Origin of the sequence: Crateriforma conspicua, assembly GCF_007752935.1 — a bacterium.
GTDB classification, from domain to species: Bacteria; Planctomycetota; Planctomycetia; order Pirellulales; family Pirellulaceae; genus Crateriforma; species Crateriforma conspicua.
The window spans coordinates 6746604-6773332 of record NZ_CP036319.1 but is presented as its reverse complement, the minus strand read 5'-3'; the positions used below and the strand labels follow the sequence as shown (position 1 = coordinate 6773332).

Annotated in this window: 16 protein-coding genes; 9 read left to right on the top strand and 7 right to left on the bottom strand. The window is 56.1% G+C overall.

All coding sequences use genetic code 11. The annotated features are described in order from the left end of the window. Positions 1-15 precede the first annotated feature (15 nt). Positions 16-2247: a sulfatase-like hydrolase/transferase gene (locus tag Mal65_RS24780; protein ID WP_231131244.1), complete on the top strand. Its 2232-nt coding sequence runs from the start codon at positions 16-18 to the stop codon at positions 2245-2247. A gap of 15 nt (positions 2248-2262) precedes the next feature. Here Mal65_RS24780 and Mal65_RS24775 read toward each other — a convergent pair whose 3' ends face one another. Both Mal65_RS24775 and Mal65_RS24770 read right to left on the bottom strand, forming a co-directional pair. Beyond that, positions 2263-2823 carry an ECF-type sigma factor gene (locus tag Mal65_RS24775; RefSeq protein ID WP_145304012.1) on the bottom strand — a complete coding sequence of 187 codons (561 nt, stop codon included), beginning with the start codon at positions 2821-2823 and terminating at the stop codon, positions 2263-2265. Positions 2824-3044: 221 nt separating this feature from the next. After that, positions 3045-3686: a hypothetical protein gene (locus Mal65_RS24770; RefSeq protein ID WP_145304010.1), complete on the bottom strand. Its 642-nt coding sequence runs from the start codon at positions 3684-3686 to the stop codon at positions 3045-3047. A gap of 395 nt (positions 3687-4081) precedes the next feature. Here Mal65_RS24770 and Mal65_RS24765 point away from each other — a divergent pair, with 395 nt between their 5' ends. Next, on the top strand, positions 4082-4570 hold the full coding sequence (locus Mal65_RS24765) for an EF-hand domain-containing protein (protein WP_145304008.1): 489 nt from the start codon (positions 4082-4084) through the stop codon (positions 4568-4570). Between the two features lie 150 nt (positions 4571-4720). Continuing rightward, positions 4721-7036, top strand: a complete 2316-nt coding sequence (locus tag Mal65_RS24760; RefSeq protein ID WP_145304006.1) for a serine/threonine protein kinase — start codon at positions 4721-4723, stop codon at positions 7034-7036. A 61-nt stretch (positions 7037-7097) separates the two neighbouring features. Here Mal65_RS24760 and Mal65_RS24755 read toward each other — a convergent pair whose 3' ends face one another. Then, entirely contained in the window at positions 7098-9452 is a 2355-nt protein-coding gene (locus tag Mal65_RS24755; protein WP_145304004.1) for a peroxidase family protein, read from the bottom strand. A 282-nt stretch (positions 9453-9734) separates the two neighbouring features. On the opposite strand from Mal65_RS24755, the gene Mal65_RS24750 reads away from it, so the two are divergent. Both Mal65_RS24750 and Mal65_RS24745 read left to right on the top strand, forming a co-directional pair. Then, complete coding sequence (locus Mal65_RS24750) at positions 9735-10397, top strand: sigma-70 family RNA polymerase sigma factor (RefSeq protein WP_145304002.1); 663 nt, start codon at positions 9735-9737, stop codon at positions 10395-10397. A 67-nt stretch (positions 10398-10464) separates the two neighbouring features. Next, complete coding sequence (locus Mal65_RS24745) at positions 10465-11721, top strand: BamB-related PQQ repeat family beta-propellar protein (protein WP_145305185.1); 1257 nt, start codon at positions 10465-10467, stop codon at positions 11719-11721. Between the two features lie 23 nt (positions 11722-11744). On the opposite strand, the gene Mal65_RS24740 is transcribed toward Mal65_RS24745, so the two are convergent. The 3 genes from Mal65_RS24740 to Mal65_RS24730 all read right to left on the bottom strand — a co-directional run bounded on the left by Mal65_RS24740 (position 11745) and on the right by Mal65_RS24730 (position 18054). Further along, the gene (locus Mal65_RS24740) at positions 11745-13631 is read right to left on the bottom strand and encodes a dienelactone hydrolase family protein (protein ID WP_145304001.1); all 1887 of its coding nucleotides are present in this window, start codon (positions 13629-13631) and stop codon (positions 11745-11747) included. Between the two features lie 57 nt (positions 13632-13688). Then, positions 13689-15557: a sulfatase gene (locus tag Mal65_RS24735; RefSeq protein WP_145303999.1), complete on the bottom strand. Its 1869-nt coding sequence runs from the start codon at positions 15555-15557 to the stop codon at positions 13689-13691. 70 nt (positions 15558-15627) lie between these two features. Then, positions 15628-18054 carry a PDZ domain-containing protein gene (locus tag Mal65_RS24730; RefSeq protein WP_145303997.1) on the bottom strand — a complete coding sequence of 809 codons (2427 nt, stop codon included), beginning with the start codon at positions 18052-18054 and terminating at the stop codon, positions 15628-15630. A gap of 471 nt (positions 18055-18525) precedes the next feature. Here Mal65_RS24730 and Mal65_RS24725 point away from each other — a divergent pair, with 471 nt between their 5' ends. The 4 genes from Mal65_RS24725 (at position 18526) to Mal65_RS24710 (ending at position 25129) form a co-directional block, all read left to right on the top strand. After that, positions 18526-20334, top strand: a complete 1809-nt coding sequence (locus Mal65_RS24725; RefSeq protein WP_145303995.1) for an L-fucose isomerase — start codon at positions 18526-18528, stop codon at positions 20332-20334. A 55-nt stretch (positions 20335-20389) separates the two neighbouring features. After that, complete coding sequence (locus tag Mal65_RS24720; protein WP_196784428.1) at positions 20390-22189, top strand: alpha-L-fucosidase; 1800 nt, start codon at positions 20390-20392, stop codon at positions 22187-22189. A 7-nt stretch (positions 22190-22196) separates the two neighbouring features. Further along, positions 22197-23948 carry an alpha-L-fucosidase gene (locus Mal65_RS24715; protein ID WP_145303992.1) on the top strand — a complete coding sequence of 584 codons (1752 nt, stop codon included), beginning with the start codon at positions 22197-22199 and terminating at the stop codon, positions 23946-23948. A 74-nt stretch (positions 23949-24022) separates the two neighbouring features. Next, on the top strand, positions 24023-25129 hold the full coding sequence (locus Mal65_RS24710) for an alpha-L-fucosidase (RefSeq protein WP_145303989.1): 1107 nt from the start codon (positions 24023-24025) through the stop codon (positions 25127-25129). A 65-nt stretch (positions 25130-25194) separates the two neighbouring features. Here the strand turns inward: Mal65_RS24710 and Mal65_RS24705 are convergent, their stop codons facing one another. Beyond that, positions 25195-26613: a sulfatase family protein gene (locus Mal65_RS24705; protein ID WP_145303986.1), complete on the bottom strand. Its 1419-nt coding sequence runs from the start codon at positions 26611-26613 to the stop codon at positions 25195-25197. Positions 26614-26729 lie beyond the last annotated feature (116 nt).

Below are 26729 nucleotides of genomic sequence, written 5' to 3'. Positions count from 1 at the left end.
GTTTTGCTTGGATCGGTGAATGTCCCACGCGATTGTGTGGGTGCCGAAAAGCCGAACATCGTATTCATCTTTGTCGATGACCAAGGTTATTACGATCTCGGTTGCTATGGCGCAACGGAGGTCCAGACACCTCGAATCGATGCCTTGGCGGAACAAGGTGTGCGGCTGACGGACTACTATGCCGCGGCACCGATCTGCAGTCCATCAAGAGCGGGTTTGTTAACAGGATGTTATCCGCGACGCGTTGGGAACCACATCTGGGTTCATCGTGCCGATTCGAATACCGGTATTCACCCCAATGAATTGACTCTGGCGGAATTATTAAAATCGGCGGGCTATGCCACGGCATGCGTCGGCAAATGGCACTTGGGTTTTCATTCACCATTCTTACCGCTTCAACAAGGCTTCGATCACTATTACGGCTTGTTGCATAACTTGGATCCGGTGGAGGTCGTCTATTTTGACGAACAGGGCGGTGTGCCATTGATGCGGGGAGATCAAGTCGTCAAACGACCGGCGGATCCGTCGGAACTGACGCGGCTTTATACCGACGAGACGATCAAGTTCATCAGGGATCACCGTGACGGGCCGTTCTTTGTTTACTTATCCCACACGATGTTGCACAACCCGTTGGGAGTGGGGCCGGAGTTCAAGGGCACCTCGCACTGGGGCGATTATGGGGATGCGATCCAGGAGATGGATTTTCATGTTGGACGGATTGTCGATGAACTTAAAAGCCTGGACATCGACGACAACACGCTGATCGTTTACGCGTCGGACAATGGGCGAGGCCCCGGTCGCACGCCTGACCAAAAAATCCAGGGCCGGAAGTTGTCCACTTACGAAGGTGGGATTCGAGTTCCCGCGATCGCTTGGGGGCCGGGGGTCGGGATCACCAAGTCATTGGTCTCTGGTGCCGTGACTCGAGCGATGGATTGGTACCCGACGCTGGCAACCTTTGCCGGAGTGACGGTTCCAACGGATCGCGTGATTGATGGACGCGATTTGACTCCGTTGCTGATCGGAGAAACAAAATTTGTGCCGCCCCCAGGAATGAAGATGTCCTTGAACGCGATGGTTCCATTGCGGCGTCGCTTCGAACCACCCGGGGAATGGGAACCATTGATCAATCGCAACGAATACTTTGACGCGTTTTTCTATCATGGCAGCCAAGGTGCTCTAGCTGCGGTGCGGTGGCGAAATTGGAAACTTGTGCTGAATCCAAGTTTGACCTTGTACGACTTGGCGAAAGATCCTGGCGAAACGAAGCCGGTGCGCAACGGAGAAATCCTACGAAAGTTGCGAGGGATGGCGATTTTGTTCCAAGAGGAAATGCGACGCGATGCGCGGCCGGCGGGCGTTGTTGTTCCTGATCAAGCCGATGGACGGACACTGGTCACGGCGGATCAGTTGGATCGTTTGAATGCCGAGACGGACGTGGTGTATGCGCAATACGATGATCGACAGTTGGCGATGGATATCTATCGACCAAAGTCTGCTTGGGGGCCATTGCCCGCGGTCGTCTGCATTCACGGGGGCGGGTGGTACAAAGGAAACCGATCTAGTCATCGGGCCATGGCGCAATCACTTGCTTTGCGTGGATACGTGACGGCGACGATTTCTTATCGACTTAGCGGCGAAGCTTCCTTTCCCGCAGCAATTCATGATTGCAAAGCGGCGGTGCGTTTCTTGCGTGCCCATGCCAAAGAATATGGGATTGATCCTGATCACATCGGCGCGATGGGACTTTCGGCCGGCGGACATCTGACTGCGCTGCTGGCGACTGCCGCGAGCGTGAAACGGTTAGAAGGAAGCGGCGGCAATCCTCAATTCAGCAGTGCGATTCAGGCGGCGATACCCATGGGGGCCCAAACGGATTTGACATCGGAGCGGACTCGCACCGTGTCCGCCAATGCGAATCGGGGTCAAATCTGGCGGCAATTCTTGGGCGGTTCTTTGGATCAAAATGAGTCCAATTACCAGTTGGCATCACCGTTGTTTCATTTGGATGACGGCGACCCACCGTGTTGGTTTGTGACGGGGGAATTGGATGATCCCAGCACCCACGCGGATCGCTTTCGCAAACGCATGGATGAATTGGGGATTGATACCGGGCTGACCGTCATTGCAGATGCGCCGCATGCGTTTGTGGGCACGCAGCGTTGGTTCGATACGATGTTGAACGACGCGGATCGTTTCTTTCAGAAGCACTTGAAAGCAAAGGCCCAGAAGATAAACGGACGATAGCCGTCCAGGTGCGCGCTACCGATCCATTTCTCGCTGCAACCAAGCACGCGCGTATGCCCAATTGCGCTTGGTGGTCCGAGGAGACACGCCCAGGATCTCCGCTGTTTCTTCGATGGTCATTCCTGTGAAGTAGCGTAGTTCCACCAACTTTGCCAGCTCGGGATCTTCGTCGGCCAGTTTGGTCAGTGCATCATCCAGACTTAGCAGGTCGTCAATATTGTCTGGGGCCACCGCCACCAGCCCGTCATCCATTTCTTGGCGCACCCAATCTCCACCACGCTTGTCACGACTCTTGCGACGCGCGTTTTCGATAAGGATTCGTCGCATCGCTTCGGCGGCCGCGGCGAAGAAGTGTCCGCGCCCGTCCCATTGTTGGGGGCGGCTGCCACCGACCAGACGCAGGAATGCTTCGTGCACCAAAGCCGTGGGTTGCAACGTGTGCCCGGGCTTCTCCTGATTCATTCGGCTGGCGGCCAGACGACGCAATTCGTCATAGACGACCGGCAATAGATCATCTGCGGCTTTGGTATCGCCGTTTTCAATCGCTGAAAGAATTCGCGTGATGTCCGGGTTCATGTGCTGAAGCCGCCGTCACGAAGTCGGTCAGCGGAAGTGATCTAGTGTCGTTGAGATGGCCTGTCAAAGGACGATGCGCGGTTCATTGTTTCATAGTTGGCGGTGCCTGTACATCCACAGACGTAGGCGTCGACCTGAAAAGGGCATGCCCGAATGTCCGGGCCGCCGCAGTTCGCGGCGACCACGTTCAAGCATGCGAGTGGCGTATCGCGGGTGTCCGGTCAAGCCAAACGGTCCATGAACAGACCGCTGGGATCGCCGCCGTCGGCGATCGCCCGCTGGAATGCGTCCACATCCACACCGTTTTCCTGCAGCACGTTGGTCAACGCCGATCGAATCTCATCCGGCGATGCCGCTTCGGTGGATTCCGACGCCAACTCATCAAGGGTGTTTAAGATCTGGCCGATCAGTTGGTCGGTCGACGACTCATCGACACCGGCGGCCAGCAAGGCGGATTCCAATGATCCGGTCTCGCTATCTTCATCGCCGGATGGCGGCGGGGGAGGCGGCCCGTTGGGACGACCGGCCCCGGACGCCTGTCGGGTTCCCGATGCAGCGGATGGGCCGTTGGCGCGGATGGCTTCTTCGACTTTGGACGAATCGATTCCGTTGGATTCCAAGACTTCGTCGATGGCGGTTTGAACGGCTTGCCGATCGGCTCGGCCTGACGATTGGCCTGATTGAATTTCGGAGATCGCGTCATCGATTTGTTGCAGCACATCGGACGCCGTTGACTGGTCAACGCCGACGGATTGCAACGCATCGGACATCGCTTGCTTTCCCCCTGGCGGCGGTCCACCCGAACGCATGCTTGCAGCGGAGGACTGAGAAGTCAACGGCGAACTGTTGTTAGAAATGTTCATCGATTCAATCTTGAGTTCCTGTCAGCATAATGAAGTACCGCGCGGTCGGGCGGCATTATGCGTGTCGGTGTTAAGTATCGAATTCTTGCTCAAAAACACACGCAAAAGATTCGAATACAGATCGTTTTTCGCTTTTCTGACGATCAATAAAAAATTCCCAGAATGCGTGGCCCCTGTCGAAGAAACTCGGCGCATTGCATTGGTGGCACGACTCATCGTCTTTCGAAATGCTGCCCCCCTTTGTCGCATCTACAAGGAATCGACCATTGAAACGCCATCTGAAAGTCTTTGCGATTTCTGGTCTTCTGGTGTTCCCTATCGTCGCATCTGCGCAGCCGCCGGGACGCGGTGGGCCTCCCGGGATGGGAGGACCTGGGTTCCAAAACGGTGGGCCAATGGAGATGCGTTCACAGCCGTCGATCGAGGTGTTGATTTTGTTGTTCGATCAGGCGGATTTGAATCGTGATGGATGCCTGACAAAATCAGAACTGAATCGAACGATGCGGAGTCGCAGCAATCCCTTTGCGATGGGTGGTGCGGCAGGACGACCGCCGAACATGCCACCCGAAGGAATGCGACCAGACCGACCAGGTGCCGATGGGCCCGTGATGCCGCCCGGACCGGCATCCAAGCCGGGCGAAGTGGTTTCGGAAGATGCTGCCGATTCGCTTGATTTGAATCCGAGGCAAAGCCGCCAGTTGAAGTTGTTGCAAGCGGAAGTGGATCGACGGCTCGCTGCGATATTGACCGATGAACAGGAACTGTCGTTGAAGAACTATCGTCCCCCGCATCCGCCGGGTCAGCCGCCGCAAGGCGATGGTCCGCCGCCGCCCCGCGATGACGAAGATCTGGACGCCGAAGATGACAACGCGGAAGCCGAATAAGGCGACCCTCAAAGGATTCGCCCGCAAACGAACGTGGCGTTGTGGCATGGCATCGAACAGCTCGCGAACCGTTTTGGTAGGCTCTTCGGCCGATGCCTTGCCGCCATCGGTTTCGGGGCAGAATTGTTTTACCTGTCGATCAATCATCTGATGTCGAAACCCACCGAGCGATCCGTTTTTCTGCAGGCGATTGAGGAAGAAGATCCCGCCGATCGCAGCGCATATCTGGATTCCGCCTGCGGCGGCGATGCACAGCTGCGTCGCAACGTCGAAGCCCTGTTGCAGGCTCATGAAAATCCAGCAGAACTGTTAGATCACCCGATCGGTGCGGATCAACAACGTCCCGTATTCAACACCGAAACCATCGTGCAGCACGTCGAGCATATCGGCATGCAAATCGGTCCCTACAAATTGATGGAGCAAATTGGGGAAGGCGGTTTCGGTCTTGTCTTTGTTGCCCAGCAGGATCAACCGGTTCGACGACGCGTGGCGTTGAAGATTGTCAAACCAGGGGTTGGATCCAAAGAAGTCATCGCGCGTTTCGAAGCGGAACGGCAAGCGGTCGCGATGATGAATCATCCGAACATCGCACAAGTGTTCGATGCCGGGGTGACCTCCGATCATCGACCCTATTTCGTGATGGAACTGGTACGGGGATTGCCCATCACGGATTTCTGTGACAAACAACATTTGACCGTGCGTGATCGGTTGAATCTGATGGTCGATGTCTGCATGGCGGTGCATCACGCGCATCAAAAAGGGGTGATTCATCGCGACATCAAGCCGTCCAATGTCATGGTGACGTTGCACGACGGCCGGCCGATTGCCAAAGTGATCGACTTCGGGGTCGCCAAAGCGATCGGCCAACGATTGACTGACAAGACCGTGTACACGCGGTTCTTTTCGATGATCGGAACACCGTTGTACATGAGTCCCGAGCAAGCCGAGATGAGCGGGTTGGATGTCGATACCCGCAGCGACATCTATTCACTAGGCGTTTTGTTGTACGAATTGTTGGCCGGGGCAACGCCGTTTGATCGTGGACGAATGGAATCCGCCGGCTTGGACGAAATGCGCCGCATCATTCGCGAAGAAGAGCCGCCGCGGCCCAGCACGCGTCTTTCTACGATGAATCGCACGATGACGACGATCGCCGATCAACGACGGGTTGATCCACAGCGGTTGGCATCGACCCTGCGTGGTGATCTGGATTGGATCGTCATGATGGCCTTGGAGAAAGACCGTGCCCGAAGGTACGACACCGCGTCATCGTTTGCCGAAGACGTGCGCAGGTACCTGCGTGGCGAATCGGTCCAGGCACGGCCACCCAGCACGATGTACCGCTTTCGAAAATTCGCCAGTCGCAATCGTGTGGCCATTGTCACCGTGGGATTGGTGGCCGCATCGATGATCCTGGGGACGGCGGCCAGCTTGTGGCAGATGTCTCGGGCAATCGATGAACGCAACGCCAAGGACGTGGCTTTGCGTGACGCCATGCAGGCAAAGGTCGAAGCGATTCAAGCGAAGCAACAGGTGGAACAGTTTGCAGACGACTTGATTCGATCCAACGAACTGGTTGCCAGCGGTCAGTCTCACGTCGATGCGGGACGCTGGCAGGAGGCGGTGGACGATTTCGACGCCGCCGTGGCGATGCAGCCGAGTTACTATTTTCCGCGCATCCAACGGGCCCAGCTATACACGCGTTTGCGGTTGTGGCCTGAGGCGGCAAAAGATTACCGGGTGGCGATGGACACCGGTGCGGCGACCAATCAACCGCAGTGGTGGGGAACGCTTGCCTTGTTTTGCCTGGTCGGAAACGAGGATGCTTTCGAACGTTTGGCCCAGCAGAATTTACAGCGGCTGACAAAGAACTCGCTGTCGGACTGGTTAACGCTTCGTGGTTTGTTGGTGCGTCCCGAATCCAGTGTGATTGAAGATCCTGACAAGCTGGCCAACCTTGCCGAGCGATGGTTGCTGGAATTGGAGTTTCCGATTCCGCCGGAGTTGCGAGGCCCTTTCCCGGTTCCTGGTCCTGAACGACCGAGAGACGAATTCGGCCGGATGCCGCTTGGCGACGATACGCCGCTGACCGTTTGTCGGTACACCACCGGGATTGCCGAAATGCGGGCGGGCCAGTTTTCGTTGGCTGTCGATTTGCTGAACGAAGCCAAGGACGATCAACAATGGCCGGCACACTTCATCGTGCACGCACCGTTGGCGTTGGCCTATCACCACCTCGGCGATTCAACGCAGGCAATCCAGACGCTGCAGCAATCCGAAAAGGCTTTGCGAAGGATCCTGAGACTCTACCAGAATCAACCGGATCGTCCTTCCGTATCACCCTGGTTCGATTTGGTGGAGGCATTGGTGCTGCACGAAGAAGCCAGCATGGCGATCACGGGATCGCCATCGGCGTTGCAATCGGAGGTGCTAAAGATGCGAAAGGTTGCATCGGATCTGCTGTGATTGGTTTCCGTCCAGCAAGGCCGCTGGGCAAAGCTCGCGCGGCCAATCTTTTTCGTAATGGTCAGACAACGACACGAAAATCCATGCCGCGGATATCGACGTCGCCGTCGGTGACCTGAACCTGAATCGTTTCATTTCCGATCACGCTGTACAGATCGGATGACAGCATCTGGATGGTGTAGGTTCCCGATTGGTCAATCTCCGCAAAGCTGTAGTTGCCTCTGTCGTCGGTGATCGCGATGTCCACAACGTTTCCATCGCTATCGAGCAACTGCAACGTTGCACCCGCCATCGGATTCAGATCGTCGCCGGGTTCTTTCCGACGATCGTTTCGTTCGTCGTCCTGCCGCCGCTGATTGCCCTGGTCACGGGCCAGCAGGTCCAGGTCCGCTTCGCTGATCGGTTCGGATTCATCGACAACGGCTTGCAGCGGATCGGTGGATTGCGAGGTCACATCGCGACCAGTGGATTCCGCGATCACGGTGCCGCTGATCTCCGGTGCAAAGAAGAACACGTTGTCCTGTAACGTCGTCAGTTCCGTGTTTCGTTCGATGATATCCGCCAGCGTTGTGTTTTCGATTTCTCGCAGTTCGCTTCCGGAAAGCGTGTTCTGGTACCAGAAACGATCACCGTCACGCAGCCGTTCGAATTGGTCAGCGATGATGGTCGTCGCCGTTTCGCCCAGTGATCCGTCATCGGTGGCGTCTTCGGCCAACAAGCCAACCCACAGGTCGATGTTGTCGACGCTGCCGTAAAGTGATTCCAGATCCGCTGCCAGATCGCTGTCGCTGGTGATCGTATCGAACGTGTCGACCGGTTCCAAACCATACGCTTGGCGAACGGAGTTGTAGTCGGCGAGCCCATGATCGCGGCCACGCTGAATGTTCAGCGACACCAGGTCCAGACCGCCGGCACCGGGTGGGCCGAACAAGAAGTTTCGAAGGCTGTCGACCACTTCAAGATCGACTTCTTGTGAAAGTGTCGACGAAGCATATTTCAACAAAGGTTCGATACCCGTTTCTTCCAGCACGCCGGGTTGGAAAAATGCATCGGCCAAGGATATCGCTTCGTCAATATCACTTCCGTCATCGCCGACCATGCGGAACGTGTCGTTCAGTGTGCTGTGCCCGAATCGAAAAGCCGCGGTGGAGAATTCATTGGCAATGGACGGGTCGACATCGGCGTTGTATCCGACGTATGGATCAACCGCATCGTTGCCCAGCAATGCGGGCAGAAACTCGTTGAAGGTGATCGATTGAAGTTCAGCGATCACCGTCGCCCGTGCTTCTTGATAGATTTGTTCATCGGTCAACGTCGGATCGCTGGCGGCAATTTCGTCGGCCAATCGGTTGTGTTCCCGGACAAACAGGGCATGCATTGATGTCAGCACGATGTTTTCCGCGGCGCGAATGTCTCCCGCCAAAATGCCGCCGTTTTCATCACTGGGCAGCAAACCATCGTCGGTCATCAACAGTCGCCCGCCGACGAATTCACGTAAGGAATCGGCCGTTGTTTGATCGCTGCCATAGATTTGTGAACCATCAATCCACGCGGTGATCGCGTTCACTTGTTCGGCCGGGTTGTCGGTGGACGTTCCCGTGCCATCGGCAAATTCGGATCGGGTCAGGTGTATCGTTGCTTCACCAGTGCCGAGCGGATCAAACAGGGGATCGCCCGTGGGCACTTGGATGTCGAAGGCGGTGCCATCGGTCTCCGGTTCCAGTGACAGATCAATGTCATGATCTAAGAATTGTCCCCAGGCGAAGACAAAGGAACTGAGATCACGATCGCTGGTGGTGCCTTCGGGATCCGCGGCTGAAAGCGTGTTACTAACTTCGCGTGCGCTCGGACGGTCCTCACCGGCGGGCTGTGAAATTCCATCGGCATAATCGGCTTCGGAAACCCGAAGCAGTTCCGTGTCCGCAGCCCCCAGTTCAGGGTTTTCTAGATTGTTTCCGGTCCCGTCGATCGACTGGACCTCTGTGGTCGTTGATGGATCTTCGTCCGGCGTTTCAGTCGGCGGGTCAGTGACGGGAGCTTGATCGTTCCTGTCGGGTCGCGATGGGTTGCGCTCGCGATTCAAACGATTGATTACCAGCAGTGCGTCGTGAGCCGTGTCGCGGCCATCGTTATTCACATCGGTCATTCGCCCACGACCCCGAGGTTCGTCGTCGGCATCGGCATTGGACTGTCGCCGATTCATTTGGTTGATGATGGTCAACGCGTCGATCGCCGTGACTTGTCCGTCCTCATTGACGTCCTCGGGGATGGCTTCGTTGTGGAACAGATTGGCGGCCAGAAGACGCCGAGATTCCAGCGCTTCGCTGCGTATCCTTCGGCGTCGCGTCTTACGTCGACGTGGGACTTTTGTGTTTGGACGGAGACGGCGGATCCAGCGATTCCAAAGGTCTGACATTGCGGCACCTTTGCGGAGTGGAGGGAAGAGCAGAGGAGGCTCAAAAAAGCGGTGGTTCGGCAACGACTTGGGTGCTTCATTGCTCAACCTTTAGGTGCGACATGAGCGACAAAATGTCACGCTTGGGCGGGAAAATCGGCCTTAGATAGCGAAACTTTTCATTGCGGGCGGGGTTCCCGGGGGCCTCCGAGTTCAGAAAACTTGGCCCGGTCGCCGGTGAAACGTCGCATGGAATTCCACACCAAACTGTTCCATCGATCCGCCGCTTTTTGGTCTTCTCCGATGCGCTGTCTGCCTAGCAACGATGCCGAATCATCCGCCCGTTCCGATGCCGTTGGCCAAAGGATCGCCCAGGCCCGTCAGGGGAACATCCCAATACTGGGTCAGTTACTGCAGCGGTATCAGCACTTCTTGTCGGTCCAAGCATCGGCTCAGCTGCACGGACGTTTACGGCGGCGGGTCAGCGATTCGGATTTGGTCCAGGAGACTATGTTGGCCGCGCACCGCGACTTTCATCGTTTTCGTGGGACCACCGAAGGCGAATTGTTGGCGTGGTTGCGACAGATCTTGAATCACTGTCTGAACCACGCGGTTGAAAAGAACGTGTTTGCACAGAAACGGGATGTGCGTCGCGAAGTGTCCTTGGAGGCATTGGCCACAAGATCGAGCGACAGTGTGATGCGGTTGTCGCATATCGCAACGGATCGTGCGGCGTCACCCAGCGAAGTCATGCAGAAACAAGAATTGGCGGACGATCTATCCAGGCAACTTGGAAAGCTTAAGGACAACTATCGTGATGTCATTGTTTATCGAAACCTGCAAGGAATGTCTTTCGAAGAAATCGGACAACGCATGAACGTGAAGTCCGGGACGGCTCGAATGATGTGGGTCCGCGCCATCGCAAAGTTCAAAGAAATCGCGACGCCCCCGTCATTGTCATCTTGAATCTTTCGTCGTCCGTGGTTGGTCCTCGGGCATGCCTTTCACCACACGCATTCTGTTCGGAATCATGATGAATCGATTCGCTCTTGTTCTGGCCATCTTCGCCACTTGGTCGCTGTCGGCGCTCTCGGACGACTGGCCAGAGTTCTTGGGGCCCGGTGGGGCAGCACGCAGCAGTGACACCGTGCCCAGTGAGTGGAGCGAGTCCCAGAATCTGAAATGGAAGGTCGATCTACCCGGCATCGGATCGTCCAGCCCGATCGTCGTCGGCGATCAAGTCTTGGTGTCCTGTTATGTGTCACAGCAGGACGCTTCCAAACGTCAACTCCTGGCTTTCGACAAAACGACCGGACGGCAGAATTGGTCGTTGGATTTCCCGATCGACTATCGCGAAGACCCGTATCAGGGATACATCACCGAACATGGATACGCCAGCAACACACCGGTGACCGACGGAACCAACGTGTACGTTTTCTTTGGCAAAGGCGGCGTGCATTCAGTCACGCTGGATGGAAAACGAAACTGGAGTGTCGATGTCGGAAAAGAATCCAGCAATCGGCAATGGGGATCCGCGGCCAGCTTGATCCTGTTTGAAGACAGCGTGATCGTGAACGCGGCAGAGGAAGCGGTGTCGATTATTTCGCTGGACAAAGCCACGGGCAAAGAAAACTGGCGTCAGGAAGCCGGCATGCTGGAACTGACCTACGGGACACCACGAATCGTCCATTTGGATAGCGGTGAGAGTGAATTGGTGATCAGTGTTCCAGGAGAGATTTGGTCAATGAACCCGGTCACCGGAAAGCTGAAATGGTACGCGCAGTCTCCGATGACGGGAAACGTTTCGCCGTCGGTGATCGTTGATGGCGAAACGGTTTTCAGTTTCGGTGGGTATCGTGCGTCGGGAAGCATCGCGGTTGCCGCCGGTGGAAAGGACGACGTGACGGATTCCAAGGTGTTATGGACCAACCGTTCCAGTTCCTATGTCGCGACACCGCTGTTGCATCAGGGGCGGTTTTACTGGATCGATGATCGCGGCATTGCGTATTGCACATCGGCCGACGATGGTGAAGTGATTTACCGTGAACGCGTGGGAAACTTGAAAAGCGGCCGCCCCGTCTATGCATCGCCCGTTCTGATCGGTGATCTGATTTATGTGGTCACACGCCGCAGCGGCACCCTTGTTTATAAACCCGGCGATTCGTTTGAACCGATGGCTCAAAACGTTTTCACCGACGACGAATCCGACTTCAACGCGACGCCCGCCGTGTCTGATCAACGGTTGTATTTGCGTAGCGATCAATCGCTGTACTGCGTCGCAAAATCTTGACCGACTGCCAGTGAAGATGACTTTCACGGCGAATCGGACGTCGCGGAATGGTCCGTATCGGGATCGACCTCTATCCATCGCAGATCGCGAAATTTTGGATCGGGCCCGGTCCATCGCTGGCCGATCGTACGGCTTTTTAGATCCGAACCACGCGAGGGCTTCAAACGAAGGGTGTCGGTCAGCGTCAGCTGGTGAATTCCCTGCCAATCGGTCAGCGAATCACCGGCCAAGTCGCGAAAATCGTTCACATCGACGACCACGGTTTGCCAGCCGCTAGCCCCCTGAAGTTCGACGGATGCGGCATGTTCGTCGATCGCCAAGACCAGCGTGTTGGGCCGTTGGGTTTGTACATCGACAGTCAACCTGGCGTTTGGTGGCGCGTGATAGGTGGATGAATAGACCTGGTTGGTGCGGCGGGCCCAGTGGCCGGGTTGATAGGTAAACCAACGCTTTTGCCAATCGCCACGAAAGTCTTCAAGCAGTTGGGTGGGATGAACGCTGGGGCGGACACCGGCGCGGTCCAACTGGCTTTTGGATACCGACAACATCAACGATGAAACATTGAATCGGTCCGTTGTGTATTCGCGGTAGTAATAGCCTGCGCCTGTGACCGAATGGGGAAGGTCGTAGGTGACGTTGGCGAACACCCACAATGGTCCGTCATCCGATGGCAGCGGCAACTCGGCGTGCCACTGTTGTCCATCGGTCGCCGCGGATGCGTGGTACCAGTAACGGTGAACGGTGTGGTCGCGATCGGCCGAGGTTTCGTTTTCTTTACCGTGACGCGTGTAGTAGACGTCCACCGATCGTATGGGTAACGAATCGTCGGCATCGACTTGGACGACCGGATCGCCATGGTCAGTGTTCAGTCTTAGCGATGTGGTTGGTGTTTGCGGCCACGTAAAGCGATGCTGCAGGTGCTGGTCGAACCAAAGCATCGACGCAACTTCGAATGGCGGCGTGTCCTGGTGGTTGTGATGTGGCGAACAGGTGACACGCCACTGATCCGATGAAATCTCTTGGATTGCTTTGGGCAGATCACCGATTCGGCCGTGGAAATCGTTCGCAGGGCTGAGAAAGATGATCGGACAATCGATGTGCTTCAAGCTGACGTCGTCGCCAAGTGTTGCTCGGAAAATCGGGTGATCATTGTCGCGGTCGCTGATGCCGCCGCACGAGGGTGCCGCCGCTTTGACGCGAGGATCGGAGGCGACCATCACGGTCAATTTGCCTCCCATGGAGTGACCATAGACGCCCAGACGATCGGGATCGACCTGGTCCTGTTGTTGCAGGAATGTCAACGCACGTCGTGCCGCCATCGCACATAAAAACCATCCGCTGTTGCGAGGCGAATCGACACGGTCGATGGTACATTCATCCGGACGAATGTTCGGAAAGCTGTTGCCTTGGTTGCGTGTGGGGGCGTGATAGCCGTCAACGGCGCCCCAGTCGGTGGTCGGTCGATAATCGGGGTGATCGACATCGCCGTTCCAGAAAAGTCGAACTTCATCGGGACCGACCCGGTAATCCGGTGTAGAAATCCGTCCCGCCCAGGCAATCGAGAGTGTTGCGTACCCTCGTTTTGCATTCAGCAGGCAGGGCAAATGATGGGCGTATTGTCCGCCGCCGTGAATCTGAACCAAACCGGGCAGATTGGTTCCCTGTTTGGGAACCCCGTACACCGCAGCGATTCTGGACTCCTGGCCTTTGAAGACGCCCACGCGAAATCGGACGACCTTTAATGCGATCCCGTCTTGTTCCCACGAATGCAAGACTTCGACGTCCAGCGGTTCGGATTCCGGGTCAAAGTCGGCCCAGAGTTCTTCGAAACTTGTGGGAGCCTGTCCTCCGGTGGCCGCCGGCAGCGTGTCTGCAAGGGTGACATTGACGCTGCATAGGAGGTAAAGCATGCCCCATTTTGATAAACAGTTGATGCGTCGGCGGTTCGGCAACATGGGCATCTGCAATTAAGGGGCGTCACGGGCGAAGGCGGTGTCAGAAAATTTTCCCGACGCATCCGAGGCGTATTTGACGTCGGGATAGCTGACCAAGAAGTGGTTTTCGTCAATCAAGTTAAACACATAGTGCGTCGCAGATTCTGGCAACGCGGCAACGACGCGGTTGCCGACAATGTTCGCTTCGATCCGGTACCACTCTTCATCACGATGGCCACCATTGTCGGTGTAGATCAGGTCGGCGTGAACGACCTTGGCGCCGTTTTCACGAAACGTGGCCCAGACCTGTTGATTCTTACTTCCATGTCGAAGTGGGGTGGGGATGTGTTGTCGGTTCGGAAGTCTACGTGCCGACTTGGCATTCAGCATCGGCGCATCAGCATCATGCTGTTCCAATAGATGGTCCAACTGCTGGTGCAGATCTTCGGCGATCTCCGGCAATTGAATCGCAAGGTTGTTCGATTCTTCGATGTCGACGCGATTTCCTTGGTCATCGTACAGGCGATACAGTTCAAGGCAATCGGATCGTCCCTGTAGGTAGGGTTCCCAGTTCCTTATCAATTTGTAGCCGCCGACACGCAGCGTGGACTGCATCGACGAATGCGGGAAATGCCAGAACATACGTTCTCGCGGTTGACCGTCGGCGTCTTTGATGGCATCGGGATCAGGCGGGGTCAATGTAAGGAACCGGGCCAGATCCGCTCCATCCAATTGTTGGGATTCGGGGCGATCAACGCCGGTCCAAGACAGAATCGTCGGATAGAAATCGAGGCCGTTGACCATGGCCGCTGTTTGCGTTCCCGCTGGAATCCCGGGGCCGCAGATGATCAGTGGCACACGAATACCGCCTTCCTTGGCATTGATTTTTCCTTTGTCCAGCGGATAGTTGTCGGTAATGACTTCACCGGGATGGCGTTCCATTCCACCGTTGTCCGAAGTGAAAATGATGTAGGTGTTTTCGATCAGCTTGTGTCCCGGTCGACGCGGATCATCGATTGCCGAAAGATGGTTCACTGTTTTACCGACGTAGTAGTCCAGCATTTCGACCATCGCCGCGTAGTAGGGATTGTTCTGGCCCTGGACATCCCAAACGGTCGGATCCGTCGGATAGGGCACGTTCATTTTGCGACAGTACTTTTCCAATAGGTGTTGCGCCCGCGTGTGAATGGGGGCATGGACCAACCATGTCGCTTGGTACAAGAAAAAGGGGCGGTCTTTGGCCTGGTCGATGAACTCAATCGCGTCGACCGAGTTTTGGTGATAGGGGAATCCATTTTCGTCCAGTCGGTACGGATCGTCGGGATCATCCGTTGCGAAATCGGCCAGACGGTTTGGACGTTGGGGCCGCGTCACGCCGCGTTCCGATCGTGTGTATTTGAATCCCTGGTCTTCGGGCTGTGGAAACGAGTTGTGATTGATTGCGACATGCCATTTTCCGACGTGGCCGGTGGCATAGCCGGCGGATTGCAAGGCTTCGGCGATGGTGATTTCACTCAATCGCATCCGGCCGCTGTACCACGGCGAAATCAGGGGTGAATTCTTGGTGTGGGGTGACGGCGGGGCACCGCCCACGACATGAGTCTTTTGAAGTCTTGCAGGGTGCCGACCCGACAGAATCGCCGCGCGTGACGGGGCGCAGGTTGGGGCGGGGGAATAGGCTTGCCAAAACTGAACGCCTCGGTCCGCAAGCCGATCGATATTGGGCGTTTCATAGGGGCACGGATCATCAATGTCATAGCATCCGACGTCTTGCCATCCCAAATCATCCACCAGGATCAGTACCACGTTCGGACGTGGTGTCGTCGGATCGGCCATTGAAATGTTCAGGCAAATGCCGACGACGAACCAGCACGTCGATAGGAAAACGAATCGAGTGTTCATGCGAAATGATCGTCTGTCCTGGGATCTAAAGGCCCGGGAATGAAAGAAGAGGGGTGGGATCGGACGATAGTCAGGGTTTCTTCAGCACCAACGACAAGGGCTGTTGTTGCCGAATGATTCCCAGGCGATGTTGCCGGCGTTGTTTCCACGCTGGTGACCGGACGGATGCCTGGAGATCAGGAACGGACGCTCCATCGACCTTCAGCACAATGTCGTCTTGAATCAGTCCGGCCGTGGCTGCCGGACTGTCGGGATTCACGGCCAAAACCAGCCACGAATCGTCTTCCGCAGAAACGCCGAACGCGGAAAACTCTTGCCCCATCAGTTTGCGAAACTTTGCTCCATGCCACTCGACCAGCAACGCTCGCGGCGCGCCTTTGGGGCTATCGGATCTTGGTGCCGCCAAGCTGTCACGGATTTGCAGATCAGGAATTTCGGGCGCCAGAGCGATTCGTTTCAGCGATTCCTTTTTGACACCGAACTGATCCATGGGAAAGTTTTCAAAACCGATTGAAAAGGCGGGCGATCCCGGTTGGACGCGGAAATCACCGGACGCCGGATCGACAAACTGTGGGTCGGCGACGATGGAATTCAGATCCCAACCGAATGATTGATAGCGATCCTTCATCGTCGGCGTTTGGGAGAAATACAAATTTTCGTCGATGCGTTTGCCGCGAGCCGAAAGGGTCGGTGTTCGCGCGCCGCGGTGGGCGGCCATGAAGATGTTCGCGTACACCTCGTCGCCGCTGTCGTTGTACCAGACGTGTGGATGGAATCCATTGTTGATGGCGATGTTGTTGTGGGCGCGACGCCAGAAGCCTTCGCGAAATTTCAACCCGCCCGACAGCATCAAGTTGTTGTAGATGTCGTAGTTGGATGAACCATCGTCCAGATCAATATCCCAGCCATGATCACACCGCCAGCGACTGTTACAGATGACGGTTGTTTCGACTGCGTCCAGGAACGGCAGGTCGGGCTCGGCGTCGACGAATTTTTGAGACTCGGATCGGTCTTTGTGCCAATAGCGATCGCGGCCCCAAGAATTGAAGGATCCATGGTCATGCGTTTCTTGCACCGTGTCGAACACATCGCAACGTTCGATTCGATGTCCACCCCAACAACCGTCACCGATGTTAATGCCGGCTCGGGCACAGTCGTAGATTGAACAGTCGGAAACGCGTATTCGTCTGGCTATCGCGATTTGTACGCCGGCCGGTTGACGCTCCACGCGACCGATGCCGTGAATCAAACAGTCTTCCACCACGCAGTCAGCGGGATAGTTGTCTGTTTTGGGGCCGGAAGTACGGTCGATCTTGGCCAAGTCGTTGGTTTGGCCATATCCAAACAGCGGATCACGTACAGCATCGGGGTCACCCACAAAACAAACCCCACTGGCACCCGTATCGTGAATGTGACAGCCACGAATCACTAGTTGTCGGTTGTAGTGATTCGCAAAGATCGCGTTACCGCCGACTTGATCAAATTCCGAATCCAGGATCTGAACCGATTCCGTGCCGGTCAACGTTATCGCGCCGCCACGATAGATGGCCCAGTCGCTGCGAAGCAGCGGTTCCCTGGTTTGCATGAACGTGCGGGCGGCATGGCGAAAGGTAAATCCGGAAAGCGTGATGTCATGAACCGGCTGGTATTTGTTGCCCGTGAATTCAATCAAATGCCGCAGTCGCACCACTTCGACCGTGGCTGATGAGAGGTCCGTGTCGCCGCTGGGGATGAAGTACAAACGCTGTTGGTCGGCATCGTGATACCATTCGCCGGGATCGTCCAATTCCTCAAAGACGTTTTCGATCATCCGATATTCTTTGTGCATGCCCGATGGTCGGTTGTTTTGCCAACCGCCTTCGTAAACGACATCGCCGTCGGCATTCTTCCCCGTTACTCGATAGTGATAGCCACCCCAACGAGATCGATGCATGGCGTGGATATAGGCGCCCGTTGGATCTTTCCAACCCTCCGCACGTTGTGTGGAAAACGCATCGGCCGAAAAGCCCTGATATGCAGCCGTTTTCTTTGTCGCGTCATAGTTTGGGTACCGCGCCATGCGTTGATTGACACCGTCGACAAACAACTGATCGATGACCAATCCCGGTGGTGTGTCGGCATGAAAGATACCGTCGTGGCCTGCTTGCCAATCCAAGTCCAATCGGATGCCACCGCTGATGATTGCCCCGTGTTCGGACTGTGCGACGTAGCGAACCGGGTGATCGGCTGAACCTGAATCCTTGGGGCCGAAGACAAGTGTTTCGGTCAAATAGTAGGTCCCGTTGGCCACGTGAACCGTCACCCCTTCTTGTCCGGCCACGGTTCGCACCAATTCCTGTGCTCGCTGCAGTGTGGCGACCGGCGAAGATAAATCTCCGGTGTTGGAATCATTGCCGTCGGGGCTGACAAAGATCTCTGCTGCGTTTGCCCATCCGGCGTCGAATGAAACGCTAATCAGCAGAAGGGTGACAAGCCAGTTGGTGCGAATCAAAGGCATGGCAGGTTTCGTCGTTGGGGCAGGGGGGCAGGCGTTGGATGCCAAGAATCGTTTGCCTTGGCGATACGCCGCGGCGCAGAAACGCTGTCGCAGCGGTCCGGGCGCATCGATAGGTGGGAACGAAGGGGATTCTCAGTCTGCTAGGTCGGCGCGGACGCAGCAACAGTGGACTACGCCATCGGATTAATGTTTTGCGACGAGCCTGTGCGGACCACCGATCGGTCGTATTCGATTGACGCAAATCCAAGGTGTGGCCAATTGTCACTTTGTGATGGGAATCGCCACGCCGGGTCAACGGTGTCGTGGATTGTTACTGCCGTGTCGCAGCCCACCATTGCTTGGTCGGTCGTAGAATCTAGGCTCGTCGTCCGACCTGGCCCGCCGACCATGTGATTCATGACCCGGGCCTGCGCCGGCAGGTACTTCCGAAGTCACCGTGTGTGACGGTTTTGCGCCATCCCCAGATTCGACATGTCTCGCCAAGTATCCCCCACCGTCTTTCAAGAACCGCTTCCCGCGATCGGCATCCGCCCCACCATCGATGGTCGGCTTGGCGGGGTTCGTGAATCGCTGGAAGACCAAACGATGAATTTGGCCAATAGTGTGGCCGAACTTATCTCGTCCAATCTTCACTATCCCACCGGTGATCCGGTCCGGTGCGTCGTCGCCGAATCGTGCATCGGTGGCGTTCGCGAGGCGGCCGCGTGTGAACAGTATTTCCAGCAACAAAATGTCGGCGTTTCTTTGACGGTCACGCCGTGTTGGTGCTATGGATCGGAAACGATGGACATGGATCCGTTGCGTCCCAAAGCGGTCTTTGGCTTCAACGGAACCGAGCGGCCCGGTGCGGTGTATTTGGCGGCGGTTCTGGCCGGTCACACGCAAAAGGGCATTCCGGCTTTTGGAATCTATGGTCGCGATGTGCAGTCGGCCGGTGACACGGAATTGCCCGACGACGTCCGCAACAAAATCCTTGGCTTTGCACAGTGCGGCTTGGCCGTGGCGCTGATGCGTGGCAAAGCCTACTTGTCGATGGGCGGAACATCGATGGGAATCGCCGGGTCGGTCGTCAACCACGAGTTCTGGGAAAAGTGGTTGGGCATGCGAGTCGAAGACATCGACATGACCGAGTTCGTCGGTCGAATGCAAAAGGGACAGTACGACGCCCAGGAATTTGAAAGCGCTCTGGCTTGGGTCAAAGAGAAATGTCCCGAAGGCGAAGATTACAACACGCCCGAAACCCGACGCAATCGCGAGCAGTTGGATAGCGAATGGGCCGATAGCGTGAAGATGTCTCTGATTGCTCGAGACCTGATGGTGGGCAACCCAAAGCTGGCCGATCAAGGATTGGGCGAACAGTCGCATGGTCACCAAGCCATCGCAGCCGGATTCCAAGGCCAGCGTCAGTGGACCGACCACTTTCCCAACGGCGATTTCCTGGAAGCGATCCTGAATTCATCGTTTGATTGGAACGGCAAACGAACGCCCTACATCGTGGCAACCGAAAACGATGCCTTGAATGCCGCAACCATGTTGTTCGGCCATTTGCTGACCAACACCGCCCAGATCTTTGCCGACCTGCGAACCTACTGGAGCCCCGATGCGGTGGCCGCCGCTTGCGACGGTTACCAATTGGACGGGGCAGCCCAAGACGGATTGTTGCACCTGATCAATTCAGGGCCTGCCGCTTTGGATGGTACCGGTCAACAAACCGACGCCGAGGGGCGGCCGACGATGAAGCCGTTCTGGGAAATCACCGACGACGAAGTCAACGATTGCCTGGACGTCACCACCTGGCATCCCTCGGTGACGGAATACTTCCCGGGCGGCGGGATGAGCACTCGGTTCAAGACCAAGGGCGGGATGCCGGCGACCATGACACGCATCAATCTTGTCGATGGAATGGGGCCGGCGCTGCAGATTGCCGAAGGCAGCACGGTGGAACTTCCCGACACGGTTCATGACAAGCTGGATCAGCGGACCAACCCGACTTGGCCGACGACGTGGTTTGCACCGCGATTGACCCAACGGGGCGCGTTCACGTCGACCTACGAAGTGATGAACCACTGGGGGGCCAATCACTGCGTCATGACCGCCGGGCACGTCGGGCATTTGTTCATCACGCTGGCGTCGATTCTGCGGATCCCGGTCTACATGCACAACGTTGAACCGGAGCGAGTTTTCCGTCCGAGTGCTTGGAACCTGTTCGGTACCGACAATTTGGAATCAGCCGATTTTCGCGCCTGCCAGAACTTTGGACCCATGTATGGTCGCCGCTGAACCGGCATCGATGTCAAACGCAATACCGTGGTTGTCCAAGCTTGAAGGAAGTCCCATGCGAAATTTTGTCCTGTTGTTGATCGCCGTTATGACCGTCGCGGCCCAGAACGCCACTGTCCAAGGCCAACAGGCGATGGATCAGATGTGGGGCGAATCGGTGGTGAAACTTCGTGCCGAAAACGCCCGCCGGGGGCAACTGTTCGACGAAGGCAACTATGCGATGTTCATTCATTGGGGGCTGTATTCGATGCTGGGTAATCAGGTCGACGGAAAGACCTATTACGGCATCGGCGAATGGATCATGAACCCACGCATGGCCGGTATTCCCGTCGACGAGTACAAGCAATTGGCCAAGCGGTTCAATCCGGTGGACTTTGATGCCAAAAAGATCGTCGCCATCGCCAAAAATGCGGGAATGAAATACATCGTGATCACCGCAAAGCATCACGACGGATTTGCGATGTACGATTCGGACGTGTGTGATTTCAATATCGCCGATGCGACGCCGTGGCAGCGTGATCCGATGGGGGAACTGGCCGATGCGTGCCGGGATGCCGGACTGGGGATTGGTTTTTACTATTCACATAACCAGGATTGGACGTTCCCCGGCGGTGGCAACGGCCCCAAAGTGGACGATCAGGGACAAGTCGCGACTTTCGATGATTACTTTGTCAACAAGTGTTTGCCACAAGTCAACGAGATCACAACCAAATACGGCCCGATCGAATTGGTGTGGTTTGACACGCCGGGAAAGATGCCCAAACACTACGTCCAGCAACTGGTGGAACTGGTTCACAAAAACCAACCGAATGCTCTGGTGTCCGGTCGGGCTGGTCACGGGTTGGGGGATTATCAAACGCTGGGTGATATGGAAGTCCCGCATCAAAATGTTCCCGGTATGTGGGAAAGTGTGGACACCACCAATGATTCCTGGGCCTATGCGTGGTATGACGAAAACTGGAAATCTCCTAAGGAAATTCTGAAGCGATTGGTCGCCTGTGTCGGTCGCGGTGGCACCTACATGCTGAACATCGGACCCAAAGGCGATGGCAGTGTGCCTGGCCGGGCGGCCGCGTCCCTGAAAGCGGCGGGCGACTGGATTCGACGTTATCCACAAGTGATCTACGGAACCGATGCATCCCCGTGGCAGCATGCGTTGCCCTGGGGGGATGTGACCCGCAATGACAACACCTTGTTTTTGTGTGTGTTCCGCTGGCCCGATGACGGACGTTTGTATGTCCCGAATCTGTTGACGTCGATTCAATCGGCCCGACTGCTTGGTGCGGATTCTTCCGACTCCCTTCCGTTTCGAAGTGAACAAGAATGGGCGGTCATCGAATTACCACCACGTCCGGTCGATCCTTTGGTGTCAGTGATTCAGCTGGATTTGAAATCACCGCCGAAAGTGGATCCGGTTTGGGCGGTCGATCCTGCACAAAGCACCGAAGTCTTGGCAGAGTTTGCCGAAGCGGACCATGCGGTGAAGGAGAAGCGTCGCTGGATGGAGAAGTTTGGCGAGTGGAAGGGCGTCGTTCATGTTCATGATTTCGGAGGCGACGGTCGGGCCGTCTGGAAACTGGATGTGCATCGCGCCGGTACTTACCAGGTCGATCTGGTCTATTCCGGAACGGGACGGCTGGTATGGCAGGTGGGCATCGATGGTGGCGAAAAAATCCAGAATCAACAGAACGCCTCGCACAACTATCAAGCTTTTCCAATCGGTTGGTTGTCGTTTCCAGAACCGGGAACCTATTCAGTGTTCGCCCGCTGCATCGACGGTGATGTGGAATCGGCCAGTCTGAAGTCCATCCAATTCGATCCCGTTGAACTGATGAGCGATGCGAATCAAGAGTAAGCCCGAGATGAGAAATTCAACGTTCGCCTGTTTGTGTCTATTCGTCGTTGCATCGCTGCTGGCATTGACACCCGCGGTTGCTGAAAGCCCGAGTTCCGATCGGGATCAACGCATGGCGTGGTGGCGCGAAGCCAAGTTTGGCATGTTCGTCCACTGGGGGATCTATTCGGTGACCGGCGGTCGCTATCGCGGTGAAGAATTGCCCAATAGCGCTGAATGGATGATGAACCGAGGCAAGATTCCGATCGCCGAATACGAACAGTATGCGGCGCGGTTCAATCCGACGGAATTTGATGCCAGCAAGTTTGTCGGCTTGGCAAAAGAAGCGGGGATGAAGTACCTGATCATCACCGCCAAGCATCATGACGGGTTTGCGATGTTTGATTCGCACGTCAATCCGTTCAACGTGGTCGACGCGACCCCCTTTGGTCGCGACATCATGAAAGAGTTGGCCGAAGAATGTCAGCGGCAAGATATCCGCTTCGGTTTCTACTATTCGCAAGCGCAAGACTGGCACCATCCCGGTGGTTTCGGGAATAACTGGGACAAGAACCTTCAGCGGGTCAGTAGCGATATCTATGTGCGTGAAAAAGCTGTTCCGGAGGTCCGGCAACTGCTGACCGAATATGGGCCGATCGGAATCTTTTGGTGGGACACGCCTCGTAAAATGAGTCGTGAATCGTTCGACAGCCTGCATTCATTGACGCGATTACAGCCCAAGGTCGTCACCAACGATCGACTGGGCGAGGATTATCCGGGTGACTACAAGACATTCGAACGTCACATTCCTGACACGCCGCCGGCGGATCAAGACTGGGAAGTCTGTATGCCCATCAGTGGCAGTTGGGGCTACAAAGCAATCGACCAGGATTTTAAGTCGTCCGAGACGCTGATCCGCAATCTGATCGACATCGCCAGCAAGGGCGGGAACTATTTGTTGAACGTCAGTCCGACCGGACGTGGCGACTTGTTGCCCCAAGCGGTCGAAAGGCTGAAACGAATCGGTCAATGGATGAAGGTGAATCGGCAGTCCATCGAAGGTACCCAAGCCAGTCCGTTGTCGGATTTGGCGTGGGGACGATGCACCATGAAGACGACCGGCGAAACCACGCACCTGTTTTTGCACGTCTTCGACTGGCCGGATGATCTGGCGCTAACGGTTCCCGAGTTGAAGAACACCGTTCGCGAAGCCCGTTTGCTGGCCGACGGTCGGACGATTATGGCCGAAAACACGGACAAGGGCGTGTCGGTGTCCCTGCCGATGGAGGCACCGGACGACATCGCATCGGTGATCGTGTTGGAAGTGGAAGGCGAACTGAAGATCGAGAAGCGTTTGCCACACCCGGATGAAAACGGCAGGCTGACGCTGAACGCCCGTGACGCCTACATCCACAACAACGAAGGTGCACGCCAGGCGGGGATCCGATACCACGACGACATAGCGCACATCGGATACTGGCACGATCGACAGGCATGGCTGGAATGGAATGTTGAATTGGATCATCCGGCAACGTTCCGGGTTCGTGCCGAATTGTCGGTCGAACAACCCGAAACGCGGTTCATCGTCACGGCACCAGGCGAATCGCTTCACGCTACCGCGTCGTCGACGGGAGGCTATGGCAACTATGCCGAGGTCGATCTGGGAACGATGACAGTTTCCGATTCAGGCAAGATTCGAATCACCTTAAGGCCTGATGTGGATCACTGGCATCCGATGAATCTGCGCCGGGTCGAACTGACCGAAGTGAAACAGCCCTAACAAGCGTCGCAATAGGTTTTTTCTGCGTTCCGCCCGCCTTGTTGATCACCCACCAGAGAACGAGAGTCTGTTCGATGTATTCGCAAAAACTCAATCGTCGACGAGTCCTTCAGGCGGCGTTTGCCGCATCGGCGTTTTCCTGGGGCGATCGTTGCACAGCGGACGAAACGCCTGCGGATCCGCCCTCCTACTTGGCCGGCATGAAGACCGCTTTTGCGAAGGACCCGCGTGGTGCGGCGATTGAGTGGTTTGAATCCGCCAAGTTCGGTTTGTTTCTGCACTACGGCTTGTACTCGCTGTTGGGCCGAGGCGAATGGGTGCAAATCAACGAGAAAATTCGTGTCGCCGACTATGCGAAACTGGCGGATCGTTTCACGGCAGAAAAGTTTGATGCCGACTTCATTACCGATTTGGCGCTGGACGCGCAAATGAAGTACATCAACATCACGACTCGTCACCACGACAGCTTTTGCCTGTTTGATTCGAAGTACACGGAATTCAAAAGCACCAACACACCGGCCAAGCGAGATTTGGTCGCCGAATTGGCGGAGCAATGTCAGGCCAAAGGGTTGGGGTTCTTTTTGTACTATTCGCATGGTCGCGACTGGCGGCATCCCCATGCGCCCAACAACTGGGGTTGGGGTGGTTCCGCGCGACCCAAGTACGATCCGCCGGAGACGCATTATGTGCAAGGCAAAACGCATGATCTTCAGATCTACGTCGAATTTATGAAGAACCAGGTTACCGAATTGTTGACCAATTATGGACCGATTGCGGGGATTTGGTTGGACGGCATCGGTGTTCCCAAGTCGCGGCAAGCCAAGATCGAACAGTTCAAGACCCAGGAACTGTACGAGCACATCTGGTCGTTGCAGCCACAAGTGTTGGTGTCGTATAAGCAAGGCCTGTTGGGAAACGAGGACTTCAAAGCGCCCGAGCGAAACTGGAAGGGCGAATCCGATGTGCCGCTGGAGTTGTGTGACACGTTGCAGCCGCACGGATGGGGCTACAAGGAAAGTGACAACGGCAAACACAAGTCGGCTGACCAGGTGATGCAGATGCTGGACAATGCATCACAGATTCCGGCCAACCTGTTGCTGAACACCGGGCCTTTGCCCGACGGATCGATTCATCCCGATGACGTTGCCACCTTGCGCGAAGTCGGTCGACGGCTGCGCTGATTTAATCATCCGCACCGCCGCCGTCGCGTGGTGTCAACTTGCTGGTATTGATTCCTGCGTCTGATTCACGGGGATCGCAGTTCGGAAAAGAACATGGGATCGGGTGACGCGGGTAGCGTCGATTTCCAATCATCCAGTTGCTCTTTCAGACGCTGCGTGACTTCATGATTGGATGCCCGGACGTCGACCAATTCCATGGGATCTTTGACGATGTCATACAGTTCGGCATAGGAACCGTCGGCATTGGCCAACAGCTTCCATTTGTCTTGGACAATGCAGTACGACGCCCAGTGGTGTGGACTCGATTTGGAGGGCGGCCAGGACGATCGGAGTTTCCAGTACAGCGGTTTGGCGCGTCCCTTGGGAGCGTCGCCGTCCAGATACGCCGCTTGGCTGATTCCGTCGCCCTGATACGAATCGGGAAGTTCGGCGTGGGCAATCTCACAAAAGGTTGGCAACAGATCCACGGCCGAAATCATCAAGTCGGGGTCGATCGCACCGGCCCGTATCTTGCCCGGCCAGCGTGCGATGAAAGGAACGTTGATGCCGCCTTCGAACAGCGAATTTTTATAGCCTTTTCGGCCAGCGGTGATGCCTTTGGATGCGGCGATCCCGAATCCGGCACCAGTCGCCGTGTCATAGGTCAATTGCAGTGATGTTGGGCGTGATGCACGTGCGGGGCCGTTGTCGGAACTAAAGATGACCAGTGTGTTGTCGGCTATTCCGAAACGGTCCAATGCGTCCAGCACTTCGCCGATGCGGTCGTCGGCATGGGCGAGTACCGCCGCATAGATCTCATCGGCTTCGGATAGACCCGCGTCACGAAATTGCCAGCGGTACTTTGGAATCACGTGAAAGGGCGTATGGGGTTCGTGAATCCACAGGTTGATGAAAAAAGGTTGGTCGTTTTGATTCGCTTGTTCGATGAACGCGATGGCACGATCGGAATCGTCGTGGACTGGCATTTGTTCGCCGGAGCAATTGAATGCACCGTGGTCGTCGTATCCATAGACGCCTGGCGACGGAGAGTCCGGGATCATGTCGTTGGACAGGTGCCACTTGCCGTAATGGGCGGTGGCGTAGCCTGCCGATTTCAGCAATCCGGGTAAGGTCGTCACATTGGGATCCAACCAATCGGGCATGTTGCGTTTCGCGTTGCTGGGCACCCACGCGAAATGGCCGTCGATGTTGAAGCGTGCGGGAAACCGACCGGTCATCACCGCCGTGCGACTGGGCGAACAGACACCACTGGCGACGGTGAAGCGGTGAAAGTCGGTGCCCTCCCGCGCCAAGCGATCGATGTTTGGGGTTTCGACATAAGGGTGCCCGTGGCATCCCAAATCGCCCCAACCCCAGTCATCGGCGAAAATGAACAGGATGTTGGGGGGATCGTCCGCGGATGCTGCGTTCGCGGTCGGCTGTGGCAAAAACAAGCCAAACGTCAAGCTAGTCACGATCACAAGTATCGATCGTTGGGGGGACATTCGTTGATCCTGCTTTGATAGGTGATCGGACCGGTCGATGACGGCTTTGGTCGTTCAAGCATCGACATTAAGACGGAGATGCATTGTGACCGACCGTCGTTGCGGTGGGGTCAAAG